The sequence below is a fragment of the Rhizobium sp. P32RR-XVIII genome (assembly GCF_012641395.1).
Taxonomy (GTDB): Bacteria; Pseudomonadota; Alphaproteobacteria; order Rhizobiales; family Rhizobiaceae; genus Rhizobium.
The window spans coordinates 223,413-239,708 of sequence record NZ_JABAIH010000007.1 but is presented as its reverse complement, the minus strand read 5'-3'; the positions used below and the strand labels follow the sequence as shown (position 1 = coordinate 239,708).

The following is a 16,296-nucleotide window of genomic DNA, read 5'->3' as shown; positions in this document are numbered from 1 at the left end:
AAATATGGCGCTATATAACCGCAGTGATGCGGAATTGCAATTGATGCGTAACGAAATGACCTTTGTCTAATTGCCGGGCGATTTTGACCTGCTATGAATGCCAATGACAGGTACCGCGCTGCCGTGTCTTTGTAAGGAGGAGTTCCATGTCGGAAAAGACCTATCCGGTTTCGAAGCCGGTGAAGAGCCATGCCTTGGTCGATAAGGACAAGTACGAGAAGTGGTATAAGGAAAGTATCGAGAACCCGGATAAATTCTGGGGCAAGCACGGCAAGCGCATCGACTGGTTCAAGCCTTATACAAAGGTTAAAAACACCTCCTTCACTGGCAAGGTCTCGATCAAGTGGTTCGAAGACGGCCAGACCAACGTCTCCTACAATTGCATCGATCGCCATCTGAAGACGCACGGCAATCAGGTCGCGATCATCTTCGAAGGCGACAATCCGTATATCGATAAGAAGATCACCTATAACGAGCTCTACGAGCATGTCTGCCGCATGGCGAATGTGCTGAAGAAGCACGGCGTCAAGAAGGGCGATCGCGTCACCATCTACATGCCGATGATCCCGGAAGCGGCCTACGCCATGCTCGCCTGTTCGCGCATCGGCGCCGTTCATTCCGTCGTCTTCGGCGGCTTTTCGCCGGAAGCGCTCGCCGGCCGCATTGTCGACTGCGAATCGACCTTTGTTATCACCTGCGATGAAGGTCTACGCGGTGGCAAGCCGATCCCCCTCAAGGAGAACACGGACACCGCCATCGATATCGCCGCGCGCCACCATGTAAAGGTCAGCAAAGTGCTTGTCGTGCGCCGCACCGGCGGCAAGACGGGCTGGGCGCCCGGCCGTGACCTCTGGTATCACCAGGAAGCGGCAACGGTGAAGGCAGAATGCCCGCCAGTGAAAATGAAAGCGGAAGATCCGCTCTTCATCCTCTACACGTCAGGTTCCACGGGCAAGCCGAAGGGAGTGCTTCATACCACCGGAGGCTATCTCGTCTATGCGTCGATGACGCATGAATACGTCTTCGATTATCATCCCGGCGACATCTACTGGTGCACGGCCGATGTCGGCTGGGTCACCGGCCATTCCTACATCGTCTACGGCCCGCTTTCGAATTGCGCGACGACGCTGATGTTCGAAGGCGTGCCGACCTTTCCGGACCAGGGCCGCTTCTGGGAAGTGATCGACAAGCACAAGGTCAACATCTTCTACACGGCGCCGACGGCAATCCGCGCGCTGATGGGGGCGGGCGATGATTTCGTGACGCGCTCGTCGCGTTCGTCGCTCAGGCTGCTCGGCACGGTCGGTGAGCCGATCAATCCGGAAGCCTGGGAGTGGTACTACAATGTCGTCGGCGACCAACGCTGCCCAATCGTGGACACGTGGTGGCAGACGGAAACCGGTGGCATTCTCATCACGCCGCTGCCCGGTGCAACCGACCTGAAGCCCGGCTCGGCGACCAGGCCCTTCTTCGGCGTCAAGCCGGAGCTCGTCGACAATGAAGGCAATCTGCTGGAAGGCCCCGCCGACGGCAATCTCTGCATTGCTGACAGCTGGCCGGGCCAGATGCGGACGGTCTATGGCGACCACAAGCGCTTCGTCCAGACGTATTTTGCCACATACAAGGGCAAATATTTCACCGGCGATGGCTGCCGCCGCGACGAGGACGGTTATTACTGGATTACCGGACGTGTCGATGACGTGCTGAACGTCTCCGGCCACCGTCTCGGCACGGCCGAAGTTGAATCAGCACTGGTGTCGCATAATCTGGTTTCGGAGGCTGCCGTCGTCGGCTACCCCCATCCCATCAAGGGACAGGGCATCTACTGCTACGTGACGCTGATGGCCGGCAGCGAAGGCTCCGACGACCTGCGTCAGCAGCTTGTGAAGCACGTCCGCGCGGAAATCGGCGCAATCGCGGCTCCGGACAAAATCCAGTTCGCCCCCGGCCTGCCGAAAACTCGCTCCGGCAAGATCATGCGCCGCATCCTGCGTAAAATCGCGGAGGATGATTTCGGCTCGCTCGGCGACACGTCGACGCTCGCCGATCCTGCTGTCGTCGACGATCTGATCACCAATCGCCAGAATAACCAGAAAAAGACGGGCTAAATTTTTAGGCGCTCCCGCCGCCATGTGGCGGCAGGAGCATCCGATGACAAGGAAACGGCAGAAGACCAGAGGCAAGCTAACCTGTCGTGCAAACCTGCTGTGGCTTGCGCCCGCCGTCATAGGTCCGCGCAAGGCCGGCGAGGAGCAGATCATCGGCGACGCTCCGGCCGTCGGAGAGCGTCACGTCGGCCACGATGCGGCCGAAATACTTGTCCCCCGAAATGCGCGTGAGCTGAATTCTGGGTGATGTGGCAGCGAGCTCTTCCAGCGCGTGCTGCGCTTCGAGGCCCGCCTGGCGAACGCTTTCGCATTTCGAGCGCAGCTCCGGTGTATCGATGCCGCGGATACGCATATAGACTTCCATCTTCTGCTGCGGCCAAGGCTGCGCCTCGACAAGCAGCGTATCGCCATCGATGACGCGCAGGATCTCCGCAGCGACCGGCCCCGAAATCTCATCGCGCGCTTGTCCTTCGGCGACGAACGCCGCAGTAAAACTAGCGAGAATCAAGAGCATCTTGGGCATAGAAAGGAGTAAATTCCGATCCAATGTCAAAGTCAATAGGAATATTTACTTAGAAGTCGATGGCGCGGCCGTTGATTTCATAATCCCCGAACCGGGCCGGCTCTGCGCCGCCTCGCCCGCCAATCTCGGGCGGAAGGTCGAGAGGCTTGGCGTTGCGTCGCCGTTCTTCCGCTTCCGCGAGCGCGCGCTTTGCAGCAGGCGACAGGGCTTTGTTTGGCGCAGCGCCTTCTGTAACCGGGCTTTCGGTGTTGTCGTTGTCCGCTGGCTGCATTTGCCTCTCTCGTCGGAATGTTGAAAATGGCTGACGAATAACCAAATCATAATGCGCCGGTGCCGCGATTTAAACCCTTTCGCCGCAGATGGGAGATGGAGACCTCGATGAACCTCGTTCGTACTGCCATGTTGCTTGCCTTCATGACGGCTCTGTTCATGTTCGTCGGCTTTCTGATCGGCGGCCGCGGCGGCATGATGATCGCCTTGTTGATAGCTGCGGGGATGAATTTCTTTGCCTACTGGAATTCGGACCGGATGGTGCTCTCGGCCTACCGGGCCCAGGAGGTCGACGAGCGCAACGCGCCGGAATTCTTCGGTATCGTTCGGGATCTCGCGCGCAATGCCGGCCTGCCGATGCCCAAGGTCTATCTGTACGACAATCCGCAGCCGAACGCCTTTGCGACGGGCCGCAATCCGCAAAATGCCGCCGTCGCTGCCTCGACCGGACTCCTCAGCATGCTTTCGCCGGAAGAAGTTGCAGGCGTGATGGCGCACGAGCTGGCGCATATCCAGTATCGCGATACGCTGACGATGACGATTACGGCGACGCTTGCCGGTGCGATCTCCATGCTCGGCAACTTCGCGTTCTTCTTTGGCGGCAATCGAGACAACAACAACTCCGTCGGCTTTATCGGTGCGCTCGTGGCGATGATCGTCGCGCCGCTTGCCGCCATGCTCGTGCAGATGGCGATCAGCCGGACGCGCGAATATTCCGCCGACCGGCGCGGCGCTGAAATCAGCGGCATTCCGCTCTGGCTTGCTTCTGCCCTGGCTAAAATTGCCGGAGGCGCGGCGCATATCCCGAACTACGATGCCGAGCGCAATCCTGCGACCGCGCATATGTTCATCATCAATCCGCTTTCCGGGGAACGGATGGACAATCTGTTTTCGACGCATCCGAATACGGAAAACCGCATTGCCGCGCTTCAGGAAATGGCGGCGAGCGGCATGAATGGCTCGACGGCCGCGGTTCGCGCTGCTAATCCGTCGCGCAAATCGCGCTCGGTTCCGAATACGGGTATTGGCCGCGATGGTTCCCAACCGCCTAAAGGTCCGTGGTCTTGAAATCAGCCAGCAGAGACAAGCCATCCAGCAAGAAGAAACCGCCTGCAGACCGTCCGCCCGCAAAACCGGGTCTGCAGGCGCGTGCGGCTGCGGCCAAGATTCTGTCCGCGGTTGTCGATCGCAAGCTGCCGCTGGATGGCGCGCTGGATCACGAACACGGAAATCCGGCCTACAAGGCGCTTGGCGAAGGCGATCGGGCGCTGGTTCGGGCCATCCTGAATACTACGCTTAGGCACCTGCCCCGCATCGATGCTGCGATTGCCTTGCTGCTCGATTCGCCGCTGCCGGAAGGAGCGCGCGCTCTTCACCATGTGCTTGCCGTCGGCGCTGCACAGATCCTTTACCTCGATGTTCCTGATCATTCGGCCGTCGATCTTGCCGTCGAGCAGGCGAACCAGGATCCCCGCAACCGCCGCTTTGCAAAGCTGGTGAATGCGATCCTTCGTCGCCTCGGCCGTGAGAAGGAAAAGATCCTTGAAGAGATCGCCAAGATTCCGCCAATGCCGGTCTGGTTCCTCGAGCGTCTCGAAAGGGCTTATGGGAAGGAAGCGGCCGCGGCTATATCCGAATCACAGCTTGAGCCTGCCGCAATCGATCTCACCGTGAAGTCCGACGCCGCAGGCTGGGCAAGGAAGCTGAATGGCGAAGTCCTGCCGACCGGCGGCGTGCGGCTTGCAGCCTTCGAGGGCTCTATTCCCTCCCTCGAAGGCTTCGACCAGGGAGAATGGTGGGTGCAGGACGCTGCGGCGAGCATTCCTGCGAAGCTCTTCGGCGATCTCTCCGGCAAGCGCGTCGCCGATCTTTGTGCCGCACCGGGCGGCAAGACCGCGCAGCTCATTGTCGCCGGCGGCAGCGTGACGGCGATCGATCAATCCGAAAGCCGTTTGAAGCGGCTGCGATCGAATCTCGATCGACTGGGCCTCAAGGCGGAAACGCTTGTAACCGATCTTACGAAATTTGACCCTGCAGAGCTTTTCGACGCCGTTCTGCTCGACGCGCCCTGCTCTTCGACGGGCACGACGCGCCGCCATCCGGATGTTCTCTGGACGAAAGGCCCCGAGGACATCGCCAAGCTTGCCGGCGTCCAGGAACGGCTGCTTCGCCATGCGCTGACGCTCGTGAAGCCCGGCGGCGCGGTCGTCTTTTCAAACTGCTCGCTGGATCCCGCTGAGGGTGAGGATGTCATCAGCCGGATTTTGCAGGACACGCCGAATATTGAGCGGGTCAGAATCGATGCGGCCGGATGGCCCGGTCTTGAAAGCGCGATCACTCCGCTCGGCGAATTCCGCACGATCCCTGCCATGTTGCGCATGCCCGCGACGGTCGCCTCGGGCCTCGACGGCTTTTATGCCGCCATATTGCGACGTGTTGCCTGATTTCTACGCGCGCCGCTTATATTTCGTTTTTGTCACAAATTAATGCAAACTTACCGCTGAAACCGGCCTTCCTTCACCTATTCTTAATCATGAGGGTCAATAGAAAATAAAGTATGCAGTCTGGCCGGCGGTTTTCGACTTTGTATGTTCGGGAGGCCTGGCGTCGCTTTTCGCGGCGCAGGGTGCTTCTGAGGCTGCGTTTTTTCCGCCGGACGATCAAGGTGCCCGAGCGCCTCATCGTCGCCCCGACCGATCTTCGCGCTATCGATTCGCACATCGCCGACGAGATCATGAATGGCCGCTTTCCTCTGGCGGGGCGACTGCTGGAGACGAATGGCAAATCGCCCTTCGGCTTTACGCTTCCGTCACGCGCCTTTGCGAGCCGCCTGCATGGCTTTGGCTGGCTCCGCCACATGCGCGCCTACAAGAATGACCGAGCTTCGGCCGTTGCCCGGGCGATTGTCGATGGCTGGCTCTCGCTGCATGCGGGCCGCATGGAAGGCATTGCCTGGGAAATCGATGTTACTTCGCAGCGCGTAATTGCCTGGCTGTCGCATTCGCCGGTGGTCCTGCAGAATGCCGACCGTGGCTTTTATCGGCGTTTTACGAAATCCTTGGCCTTTCAAGTTCGCTACCTTCAGCGCATGGCTCCCTTTGCGCCTGCTGGAGAAGGTCTCTTCCGTCTTCGCATCGCACTCGCCATGGCTTCGATCGCAATGCCCGCGCGGCAATCCGTGATGCGCAAGGCGGCTCTGGCGCTGGACAACGAATTCGATAGTCAGATTCTTCCCGACGGCGGGCATATCTCACGCAATCCGCGTGTGGGGCTCGAATTGCTTCTCGATCTCCTGCCGCTTCGGCAGACCTATGTGAATCTCGGCCACGATCTGCCGCAGAAGCTGATTGCCGGCATCGACCGCATGTATCCGGCGCTTCGGTTCTTCCGCCACCAGAATGGCGATCTTGCGCTCTTCAATGGGGCAACAGCAACCCTCGCCAATGAGCTCATGTCGGTCCTGCGCTACGACGAAACGGCGGGCCAGCCTTTCAAGGCGATGCCGCATTCCCGTTATCAGCGCCTGGCGGCGGGAAATACAGTGTTGATTGCCGATACCGGTCCACCGGCTGCCGGCACCCTGTCTCGTACGGCGCACGCGGGCTGCCTTTCTTTCGAAATGTCGTCGGGCCGCCACCGCTTTATCGTCAATTCCGGCTCGCCGAAATTTGCCGGCCGCCGCTATGTGCAGATGGCGCGCACGACCGCGGCGCATTCGACCGTGACGCTGAACGACACTTCGTCGAGCCGTTTCTCGCCGTCTGAATATCTCGGCCATATCATCATTGACGCGGTGAAGACCGTCAGCGTCGAGCGTGCCGAAACCGAAGACGGACGCGACGTTATCAAGGTCAGTCACGACGGCTATCTCAAAAATTTCGGCGTGCTTCACGAGCGGGAATTGACGCTGAATGCTGCGGGCTCAATTGTCACCGGTCGCGATCGGCTGGTGCGGCAGGGCGAGCGCTTGAGCAACGCGCCGCTTCGTGCTGCCGCACGCTTCCATGTCCATCCGGCCATCAATGTGAGGCAGAGCGACCGCGAGTCCGCATTGCTGACGGCGCCAGACGGCGAAAGCTGGCTCTTCTCCTCGCCGGGGAACGAAGTCTTGATCTCCGAGGACGTCTTCTTCGCCGACGCCTCCGGCATCTGTGGTTCGGACCAGATCGAGATTGACTTCGTCTTCGCCGAAAAGCCGGAAATTCGCTGGTTTTTGTCCCGCAAGAGCTAGTGACTGTTTGCGCGGCGGCAAAGCTGTGCTAACGCGGCGCCATCGCCCTAGCGTCCCTCGCCGGATGTCTCCCGAAGCCCGAACGGAGAAGGTTCATGGCCGTCATTTCCAAAAAGATCCCCGCCCCCGACAAGGTCAAAATCACGACCGCGTTGCTTTCCGTTTCCGACAAGAGGGGCGTCGTCGAGCTCGCCCGCGCGCTTTCCGAAAAGGGAATCCGCCTGCTTTCGACCGGCGGAACGCATAAGGCGATTGCGGCTGCCGGTCTCGCCGTCACCGATGTTTCGGAGGTCACAGGTTTTCCGGAAATCATGGACGGGCGCGTGAAGACGCTGCATCCCAAGGTTCACGGCGGTCTCCTGGCGATCCGCGATGATGCCGAGCATCAGCTAGCCATGAAGCTGCATGGTATCGAGAGCATCGATCTCGCCGTTATCAATCTTTACCCCTTCGAGGATCTTCGCGCTGCCGGCGGCGACTATCCAACGACGGTCGAGAATATTGATATCGGCGGCCCGGCAATGATCCGCGCTTCGGCCAAGAATCACGCTTATGTGACGATCGTGACCGATCCGTCAGATTATGCCGAACTGCTCGAGCAGCTCGCGGCCGATGTCGGCCAGACCAGCTATGCCTTCCGCCAGCGCATGGCCGCCAAGGCCTATGCTCGCACGGCCGCCTACGACGCCATGATCTCGAACTGGTTCGCCGAGGCGCTCGCCATCGATACGCCGCGCCACCGGGTGATCGGCGGCGTCTTGAAGGAAGAGATGCGCTACGGCGAAAATCCGCATCAGAAGGCCGCCTTCTACGTCACCGGCGAAAAGCGCCCCGGCGTCTCGACGGCGACATTGCTCCAGGGCAAGCAGCTTTCCTACAACAACATCAACGACACCGATGCGGCCTATGAGCTGGTCTCCGAATTCCTGCCGGAGAAGTCGCCCGCCTGCGCCATCATCAAGCATGCCAATCCCTGTGGCGTCGCAACCGGTCCGAGCCTCGTCGAGGCTTACAAGCGGGCGCTTGCCTGCGATTCCGTTTCTGCTTTCGGCGGTATCATCGCATTGAACAACACGCTCGATGCGGAGACGGCGGAAGAAATCATCAAGCTGTTCACCGAAGTCATCATCGCTCCGGATGTAACCGACGAGGCCAAGGCGATCGTTGCGAGGAAGCCCAACCTGCGCCTGCTTTCTGCCGGCGGGCTGCCTGATCCGCGCGCCGCGGGTTTGACGGCGAAGACGGTTTCCGGCGGTCTGCTCGTCCAGAGCCGTGACAATGGCATGGTCGAAGATATCGACCTTAAGGTTGTCACCAAGCGTGCGCCGGCGGCGCAAGAGCTGGAAGACATGAAGTTTGCGTTCAAGGTCGGCAAGCATGTGAAATCGAATGCGGTCGTTTACGCCAAGGACGGCCAGACGGCCGGTATAGGCGCCGGCCAGATGAGCCGCGTCGATTCCGCCCGCATCGCTGCGCTGAAAGCCGAGGAAGCCGCCAAGGCGCTTGGCCTGCCCGCTCCGATGACGCGTGGCTCGGCGGTCGCCTCCGAGGCTTTCCTGCCATTCGCTGATGGCCTTCTGTCGATGATTGCTGCCGGTGCCACGGCGGTCATCCAGCCGGGCGGTTCCATGCGCGATCAGGAGGTGATCGATGCCGCCAACGAGCACAATGTTGCGATGGTATTCACCGGCATGCGCCACTTCCGGCACTGAGCGTGAAGGCCCCGTCACCCGACGGGGCGTCGCTTCACTTTTGGTCCCTATCCGCCGGATAAGGTGTCGCGATCAGCAGGATCAAACCGCCGACGAGGAAAAGAAGCAGCGTCGCCATGCCGAGGCGCGCTGACCCGCTGGCATAGGTCATCAGCGAAAAGAAGAGCGTTGCCATGAAGCTCGTGGCGCGGCCTGAAAGCGCATAGATCCCGAAATAGCGCCCTGCCTCCTCCAGGCTGACGCTGCGCGCCAGATAGGAACGCGAGGAGGCCTGTACGGGGCCGAAGGCGAGGCCGATCAGCAGTCCGTAGAGGATATAGGCCTTCTCCGCCGCCGTGCCGAAAAGCCCTCCGGCGTCTGCCGTGGACAACGGCACGAGGCCGAAAAGCGTGTAGCCCGGCCCTGTCGAAATAATGCCGGTCGTGGCGAGCAGCAGCATGGTCAGGCTGATCAGGATCGTCGCCTTTGAGCCGATCCGGTGGTCCACCTTCCCGGCGATGACGCAGCCGAAAATCGCGACAACATTGAGGATGATCCCGTAAAGCCCGATTTCGATCGTTGCCCAGCCGAACATGCCGGCGGCAAAGGCGCCGCCAAGGATCAGCAATCCGTTGACGCCGTCCTGATAGATCATTCGGGCAATCAGGAATTTCAGAATGCCCCTTCGGTGCTTCAGCTCGCCGATCGTGTCCCGGACCTGCTTCAGGCCGGAACGGACCGCGGTCGTGAACGGCAACCCCTTCGGCGCATCAGGCGTGAAGAGAAACATCGGGATGATGAAGATCAGATACCATACCGCGGAGATTGGCCCGGTAATGCGTGCGTCCTCGCCGGTATGCGGGTCAAGGCCAAACAAGGGAGCAAATCCCAGCAGCGTTTTTCCGGTTTCCAGACTTCCCGCGAGCAGCGCCACGACGGCGATGAGCACGATCATTCCACCGAGGTAGCCAAGGCCCCAGGCGGTGTTGGAGAGCTTGCCCACCTCATCCTTCCCCACGAGGCGCGGCATCATCGAATCGTTGAAGACGATGGAAAATTCGGCCGCGGTCGAAGCGAGAATCATAAAGATCACCGGGTAGATGACCGGCGATCCCGGGGCCGCAAACCAAAGGCAGAAGAGACTTGCGATCTTGATCAGCGCGAAGAAGGCGATCCAGGGTTTGCGGGCGCCGGACTGATCGGCGATGGAGCCGAGGATCGGAGAGAGCACGGCGATGATCACCGAGGAGATCGTCGCCATATTGCTCCACATCGCCTGTGCGGAGACGGGATCGGCAGTCAGTCTCGAGACGAAATAGGGGCCGAAGATGAACGTGGTTACGACGGTAAAGAACGGCTGGGCCGCCCAGTCGAAAAGCATCCAGCCCCAGATGCCTTTCTCCGGCGCCTTTTGCGGCGCGGGCGTCCCCGTTCCGGTCCAGTCTATCCTGCTCACGCATCCACTCCCGCTTCGCAGCGGACTGTGTCACCTCGCCCGGTCGCGCGCAAGGTCGGTCAACAGACCTGCAGCGACTGTAATGCGCGCAAGGCTCGGGTCGCCGCTGTCGCTAAGGTTCGAAAGCTCCTCGGCAATGCGGTTGATCCTGATGCGGTCGACCGCATGCCAAGCCTGAACCGGCAGCTTCTCCTTGCCGTGCTCGGCGAGCGCCGAAATCACGATATCGCGGCGCGCGCTGGCGATCTGGTCGATGCTGCGGGCCAGCGCCAAGCTCTCATAGTGATCGGAGGTAACGATGCGGGCACCGGCGGCGAGCAACCTCCCCACCCGGAAGGTTTGGGATACGGCAAAATAACTATCCGCGGCGCGTGCCAGCGGTTCGCCCGTCCGTTCGGCGACCTGCATGATCTCCGGCACCAGAGCAAAGCCCGGCAGCCCGGCAATGGCAGCCGCCAATTTTTCTGGTATTCCGGCCTCGCGGTACTCGTTGGCGCGGGCTTCAAACTCCGCAGGAACCTGTGCTGCGAAGACTGGCGCTAGCTTCTTCAACGCGTCGCGTAGTCGGCTAATTGTCTCCGCCATATCGGCTTTCGCCATACCGGTCTTCAGGAGCAGACGGGTCAAGACCGTAAAGATATGGCCGATTTCCTCATAGACACGGTTCTGCATCTGGCCGGAGATCCTGCCGTCCAGCGCATCCGTTTCCGCCCAGAGCCGGGTCAGATCAAAACCATCGCGGGCGATGATGGCTGCGCGGACGACTTCCGGCGCCGAAGCGGCTGTCGCATCCATCATGCTGACTGCAAAGCCCGGACCGCCGCGATTGATTGCCTCATTGGCAAGGATGGTCGCGATGATTTCGCGCTTCAATCGGTGGCCCGCGATATCGGAGGCATAGGGTTTCTGCATCTTGGCCGGGAAGTAGTTCGAAAGCGTCGAAGCGAAATAGGGCTCGTCCGGCAGATCACTTGCGGCAAGGGCGTCGAAAAGCACAATCTTTGCATAGGAGAGCAGCACGCCGATTTCAGGCCGCGTCAGCGGCTTGCCTGCGGCATAGCGTTCGGCAAGCGTCGAGTCGTCGGGAAGCGTTTCAACTTTCCGGTTCAGCTGCTTGGCGCTTTCCAGCACGCTCATGAAGCGCGCGAGTTCAAGCCCGTTACCGGTGCCTTTGCGCTCCGTGAGCGAAATCGCCAGCGATTGCAGATAGTTGTTACGCAGGACCAGTGCCGCGACCTCGTCCGTCATCGAGGACAGCAACTGATCGCGTTTTGCCCGCGTCAGCCGTCCATCATGCATGGCACTGGCAAGCGCGATCTTGATATTGACCTCGACGTCCGAGGTGTTGACGCCGGCCGAATTGTCGATCGCGTCGGAATTGCTCCGCCCGCCCTTCAGGCCATAGGCGATGCGGCCCTTTTGCGTGACGCCCAGATTGGCGCCCTCGCCGATCACCTTGGCGCGCAGCTCTTCGGCCGTGATGCGGATCGGGTCGTTGGAGCGATCGCCGACTTCCGCATCGGTTTCCGATTGCGCCTTCACATAAGTGCCGATGCCGCCGAACCAGAGAAGGTCGACCGGGCTTTTCAGGATCGCGGTCATAATTTCGAAAGGCGTTGCCACGGCCTTGTCGATCCCTATTGCGGCAATCGCCTCGGGCGTCAGCGTCACGGACTTCGCCGAGCGCGAAATGATCATCGCACCTTTGGAAAGAACCGACTTGTCGAAATCCTGCCAGCTGGAGCGCGGCAGGTTGAAAAGCCGCTGCCGCTCCGCAAGCGTCTTTTCCATGTCCGGATCGGGATCGATGAAGATATCGCGGTGGTCGAAGGCCGAGAGCAGCAGGATCTTCGGGGAGAGCAGCATGCCGTTGCCGAAGACGTCGCCGGACATGTCACCGACGCCGGCCACCGTAAACGGCGTGGTTTGAATGTCGATATCCATTTCCCGGAAATGGCGCTTCACAGCCTCCCAAGCGCCTCTGGCGGTGATGCCCATCTTCTTGTGGTCGTAGCCCGCCGATCCACCCGATGCGAAGGCGTCATCGAGCCAGAAGCCCGCTTCCTGCGCCAGCGCATTGGCGGTGTCGGAGAAGGTGGCTGTTCCTTTGTCGGCGGCGACGACGAAATAGGGATCGTCGCCGTCGAGCCGCACCGTATCGGCAGGCGGCACGACATCGGTGCCGGAAATGTTGTCGGTGATCGAAAGCAGCGTACGGATATAGGTCTTGTAGGCTTCCCGACCCGCATTGAAGATTTCGTCGCGGCTGCCCCCGGTGGGCAGATTCTTCGGATAGAAACCGCCCTTGGCGCCCACAGGGACGATGACGGCGTTCTTGACCTGCTGCGCCTTCACGAGCCCCAGCACTTCCGTGCGATAGTCCTCTGCACGATCCGACCAGCGCAAACCGCCGCGAGCCACCTTGCCGAAACGCAGGTGCACGCCCTCGACCTCGACGCCATAGACGAAGATTTCCCGGAATGGCTTGGGATCGGGCAGGCCATCGATGAGTTTCGGATCGAGTTTGAAGGCAAGCATCGCCTTCGGCGAGCCGTCGGCATTGCGCTGGAAGTAATTGGTCCGCAGCGTCGCATCGGCGACATTGATGCAGCGGCGCAGAATGCGATCATCGTCGAGGCTCGGCACGTCGGCGAGCGCTGCTTCGATCGACTGGTGCTGTTCGGCGAGTTTTTTCACACGCGCCTTCTCGCCCAACTTCGGATCGAGCGAGTCGTAGAAGAGCCTGAAGATCGACGCGGCGATCCGGGGATATTTGTCGAGGGTCGTTGCAATGTAGTCTTGCGAATAGGCAATTCCCGCCTGGCGGAGATAGCGGGCATAGGCCCGCAGGACGTTCGCCTCGCGCGCGGAAAGCCCCGCTGAAAGGATCAGCCGGTTGAAACTGTCATTGTCGATCGCGTCGCTGAAGGCAGAGACGAAGGCTTCTTCCAGCCGAGCGCCATAATGGCTGAGGTCGATCTCGGCGCCACTGCGGGGTTCTAGCTCCATATCGTGCAGCACAACGATGTTGACTGAACCGTCGGCCGCCGGAACCTCGATGTCGAATGTCCGCTCGCTAAGCACATTGAACCCAAGATTTTCAAGCAGCGGCACGCGGCGCGAGAGCGGAAGCTGCTCGACGGGATGGAAAATCTTGAGCGAGAAGATTCTGCCGCGCTCCGCGTCGTTGCGGTAGTAGAACTCAATGCGGATCGGCGCGCCGGAAGCGGAGGCCGTCATGTCCGGCAGATCGGCAACCGCTTCTTCCGGCGTGAAGGAATCCTGGAAAGCGTTGCTGACGCCGATTCTTGGCGCCTTCGGTCCGGCCAGCGCCTCAAAGCGATCGTCCCAGCGGGCGGTGATCGTGCGGATTGCTTCTTCGAGCCTTGCTTGCGGGACGCGCGGCGTTTTTCCGCCGGACCGGCCGATGATGAAGTGCACCCTGGCAACGCGGCCTTCCGGAAAGGCCGGATAGTAGGCAGAGACCCGACCGTCATATACCGTCTTCAGGTAGTTGCCGATCTTTTCCCGAACGATGGAATCGTATTCTTCGCGTGGCACATAGACGATGACTGAAACAAACCGGTCGAAATGGTCGATGCGCGGCAGAACGCGGACGCGCGGCCGGTCTGCAAGTTCGTTGATTTGCTCGGCGAATTTCGCAAGCAGTGTCGTATCGATCTGGAAAAGATCGTCACGTGGATAAGATTCCAACGTGTTGTCGAGCATCCGGCCGGAATGGCTCATCGGATCAAAGCCGAAATGATCTTTCACCTTGGCGATCTTGGATCGAATGAGCGGAATTTCCGATGCGAATGCGGTGTAGGCCGTGGAGGTGAATAGGCCGACGATGCGCAGTTCACCAGTGACGTTTCCGTCCTTGTCGAAGCGCTTGACGCCGACATAGTCCATATAAGCGCGGCGGTGGACGACGGATTTCACGTTCGCCTTTGTGACGATCAAAAAATCCGGGCCGTCGAGAAAGGCCAGGATCTCCGGTGTTGTCGTTACCGCGTCCTTGCCGGTACGCAGGACCAAAACGTCCGGATTGGAAAGGATTCCGAGCCCGGTGCCCTTGCCGCGCTCGACCTTCGCCTCGCTGCCCTTGCCGGAATAGACATACTCGCGCATGCCGAGGAAGGTGAAGTTTTGGTCGCGTAGCCAAGTCAGGAAAGCCAGTGCCTCGTCGCGATCGGCCTTCTTGCGGCTGGCATTGTAGCTGCTGAGTTCGGCAATGACCGTGTCGAGCTTGGAAAGCATAGGCTTCCAGTCGGAAACGGCCTGATGAACCTGCTCCAACACCCCGAGAACGCGCTGCCGGAGGTCGGCGGATTGCTCGGCAGTCAGGGGCGAGATGTGAAGCTGGATATGGCTGACACGTTGTTCAGGATCGCTTGGTTCCTCGGCAGAATAAAGCACCGGCGCTTTGCCCTGCTCGATCACCAGGATCGGATGCACGGCCATATAGAGATCGCGGTAGGTGCTCGTAACCTCACCCATGACCGATTCGTAAAGGAACGGCATGTTGCGATCGGTGATCGTCAGGACCGAGACGGCCACGCCGGCGGGCTCGACATCGGGAAGCGTATCAACACTGACGCGAGGCGTCTTGCCATCCCAGGCCGAAAGCTCCTTTGCGGAATGAATGGCGGAAAGCGCCAGCATCTCCGGCGTGTAGCAATCGAGGTCGTCACCGCTTGCCCGGCCGAAAAGAATCTCCGGATCGAGATGCCGCTCGCCCGTCGCCGCAGCGATCTTCTGCGCGCTTTCGATTGGCTTTTCCCGTCGCGGATTGTTTCTGACAGCCATTTTAAGAGTTCCCCAGTTTGCGTGATTTCCTGCAAGTTAGCAGAAGATTTGTCGAAAAAATCTCTAAAAGAGGCCTCGCGACAGCAGCTTTCGTGCGTTTTTGACCCGCTTTGGATAAAATTCTGGAAGATTCTCCAAATTCTGGATCAGTCGAATCCGAAGCCTGCCAATTCGGCGAGAATTCCACGCGTCGATGAAGAACTGTTGACAGCCGCGCGGCAAAAGGATCATCAACAGCGCGTCGAATTCAGGGTCAAAAATCAATCATGTCGGATATCAACCAAGCAGGAACGGTGATTGTCGTCTCCAGCCATGTCGTTCGCGGTTCAGTCGGCAATCGGGCGGCTGTCTTTGCCCTCGAAACGCTCGGCCATCAGGTTTGGGCCCTGCCGACGATCGTTCTGCCTTGGCATCCCGGTCACGGCCGCTCGACACGGCTTACTTTTGCGGAAGCTGATTTCGATGCAGCCATCGACGATCTCATTCGCGCGCCATGGATCGGAGAGGTAAAAGCAGTGCTGTCGGGCTATTTCGGCAATGCTGCCCAGGCTCGCTCCGTCGCCCGTCTCGTCAGCGCCTTGCGCGAAAAAAATCCGGACCTGTTCTATGTCTGCGATCCGGTCATGGGAGATCTCGGCGGTCTCTATGTACCGGAAGCGACGGCGGCAGCGATCCGCGACCATCTCATCCCGCTTGCTTCGCTGGCAACACCCAACCGTTATGAACTGGCCTGGATGGCAGGTGCGCCACTGGAGGACAACACGGCGGTCATGGAGGCGGCCCTCTCGCTCGGTCCCTCACGCATGCTTGTTACCTCTGCGGTCCCCATGATGGCGGGAGGGACCGGAAATCTCTATCTCTCCGGCCGCCACGCGCTGCTTGCCGAACATCGCGTCATCGAGAATCCCCCGAATGGGTTGGGCGATCTTCTGGCGGCGGTCTTTCTCTCGCGGCTTCTTTCCGGAATGGATGACGAAAAAGCGCTGCAGCTTGCGACGGCCAGCGTTTACGAAGTGCTGGCGCGCGCGGTCAAACGCGGCAGCGATGAGCTCACGCTGGCAAGCGATTCTTCAAGCCTCTCGACGCCGATGGCCATGGTGCAGATGCGCCACCTCATGCATCCCGCGCAGCGGCGGAGGAATTAGCCGCAGGCGCTAGCTGCGCATTTCGCGCCTGCGGTAGTTGATCTTCGGGCGTTTGCGCGCTAA

General features: G+C 60.1%; 10 protein-coding genes. 6 read left to right on the top strand and 4 right to left on the bottom strand.

Going from position 1 to position 16,296, the window contains the following annotated elements:
• Positions 1–146 precede the first annotated feature (146 nt).
• A complete protein-coding gene (gene acs / locus HGP14_RS21160; RefSeq protein ID WP_168831850.1) occupies positions 147–2,108 on the top strand; it encodes an acetate--CoA ligase in 1,962 nt (653 codons plus the stop codon).
• A gap of 76 nt (positions 2,109–2,184) precedes the next feature.
• On the opposite strand, the gene HGP14_RS21155 is transcribed toward acs, so the two are convergent.
• Together HGP14_RS21155 and HGP14_RS21150 are read right to left on the bottom strand one after the other, a co-directional pair.
• On the bottom strand, positions 2,185–2,631 hold the full coding sequence (locus HGP14_RS21155) for a thermonuclease family protein (protein WP_312862159.1): 447 nt from the start codon (positions 2,629–2,631) through the stop codon (positions 2,185–2,187).
• 49 nt (positions 2,632–2,680) lie between these two features.
• Positions 2,681–2,902 (bottom strand): DUF1674 domain-containing protein, encoded by a 222-nt coding sequence (locus HGP14_RS21150; protein WP_168831849.1) that lies wholly within the window; start codon positions 2,900–2,902, stop codon positions 2,681–2,683.
• 107 nt (positions 2,903–3,009) lie between these two features.
• Here HGP14_RS21150 and htpX point away from each other — a divergent pair, with 107 nt between their 5' ends.
• The 4 genes from htpX to purH all read left to right on the top strand — a co-directional run bounded on the left by htpX (position 3,010) and on the right by purH (position 8,844).
• Positions 3,010–3,969: a zinc metalloprotease HtpX gene (htpX, locus tag HGP14_RS21145; protein ID WP_168831848.1), complete on the top strand. Its 960-nt coding sequence runs from the start codon at positions 3,010–3,012 to the stop codon at positions 3,967–3,969.
• Positions 3,966–5,345 carry an RsmB/NOP family class I SAM-dependent RNA methyltransferase gene (locus HGP14_RS21140; RefSeq protein WP_168831847.1) on the top strand — a complete coding sequence of 460 codons (1,380 nt, stop codon included), beginning with the start codon at positions 3,966–3,968 and terminating at the stop codon, positions 5,343–5,345. Before htpX ends, HGP14_RS21140 begins: the two co-directional genes overlap by 4 nt.
• 113 nt (positions 5,346–5,458) lie before the next feature.
• Complete coding sequence (locus HGP14_RS21135) at positions 5,459–7,132, top strand: heparinase II/III family protein (RefSeq protein WP_168831846.1); 1,674 nt, start codon at positions 5,459–5,461, stop codon at positions 7,130–7,132.
• Between the two features lie 95 nt (positions 7,133–7,227).
• Positions 7,228–8,844: a bifunctional phosphoribosylaminoimidazolecarboxamide formyltransferase/IMP cyclohydrolase gene (gene purH, locus HGP14_RS21130; RefSeq protein ID WP_168831845.1), complete on the top strand. Its 1,617-nt coding sequence runs from the start codon at positions 7,228–7,230 to the stop codon at positions 8,842–8,844.
• Between the two features lie 34 nt (positions 8,845–8,878).
• Here purH and HGP14_RS21125 read toward each other — a convergent pair whose 3' ends face one another.
• Positions 8,879–10,279 carry an MFS transporter gene (locus HGP14_RS21125; protein WP_168831844.1) on the bottom strand — a complete coding sequence of 467 codons (1,401 nt, stop codon included), beginning with the start codon at positions 10,277–10,279 and terminating at the stop codon, positions 8,879–8,881.
• A gap of 30 nt (positions 10,280–10,309) precedes the next feature.
• Positions 10,310–15,088 carry an NAD-glutamate dehydrogenase gene (locus HGP14_RS21120; RefSeq protein WP_168831843.1) on the bottom strand — a complete coding sequence of 1,593 codons (4,779 nt, stop codon included), beginning with the start codon at positions 15,086–15,088 and terminating at the stop codon, positions 10,310–10,312.
• 266 nt (positions 15,089–15,354) lie between these two features.
• Between HGP14_RS21120 and pdxY the strand changes: the two genes are divergently transcribed.
• Entirely contained in the window at positions 15,355–16,233 is an 879-nt protein-coding gene (pdxY, locus tag HGP14_RS21115; RefSeq protein ID WP_168831842.1) for a pyridoxal kinase PdxY, read from the top strand.
• Positions 16,234–16,296: the final 63 nt, after the last annotated feature.

What these genes read in the sequence shown, in the direction of transcription:
- HGP14_RS21155 (WP_312862159.1), bottom strand. Translation starts at nt 2,631, where the DNA reads ATGCCCAAGATGCTCTTGATTCTCGCTAGTTTTACTGCGGCGTTCGTC.
- purH (WP_168831845.1), top strand. Translation starts at nt 7,228, where the DNA reads ATGGCCGTCATTTCCAAAAAGATCCCCGCCCCCGACAAGGTCAAAATC.
- HGP14_RS21150 (WP_168831849.1), bottom strand. Translation starts at nt 2,902, where the DNA reads ATGCAGCCAGCGGACAACGACAACACCGAAAGCCCGGTTACAGAAGGC.
- htpX (WP_168831848.1), top strand. Translation starts at nt 3,010, where the DNA reads ATGAACCTCGTTCGTACTGCCATGTTGCTTGCCTTCATGACGGCTCTG.
- pdxY (WP_168831842.1), top strand. Translation starts at nt 15,355, where the DNA reads ATGTCGGATATCAACCAAGCAGGAACGGTGATTGTCGTCTCCAGCCAT.
- HGP14_RS21120 (WP_168831843.1), bottom strand. Translation starts at nt 15,088, where the DNA reads ATGGCTGTCAGAAACAATCCGCGACGGGAAAAGCCAATCGAAAGCGCG.
- acs (WP_168831850.1), top strand. Translation starts at nt 147, where the DNA reads ATGTCGGAAAAGACCTATCCGGTTTCGAAGCCGGTGAAGAGCCATGCC.
- HGP14_RS21135 (WP_168831846.1), top strand. Translation starts at nt 5,459, where the DNA reads ATGCAGTCTGGCCGGCGGTTTTCGACTTTGTATGTTCGGGAGGCCTGG.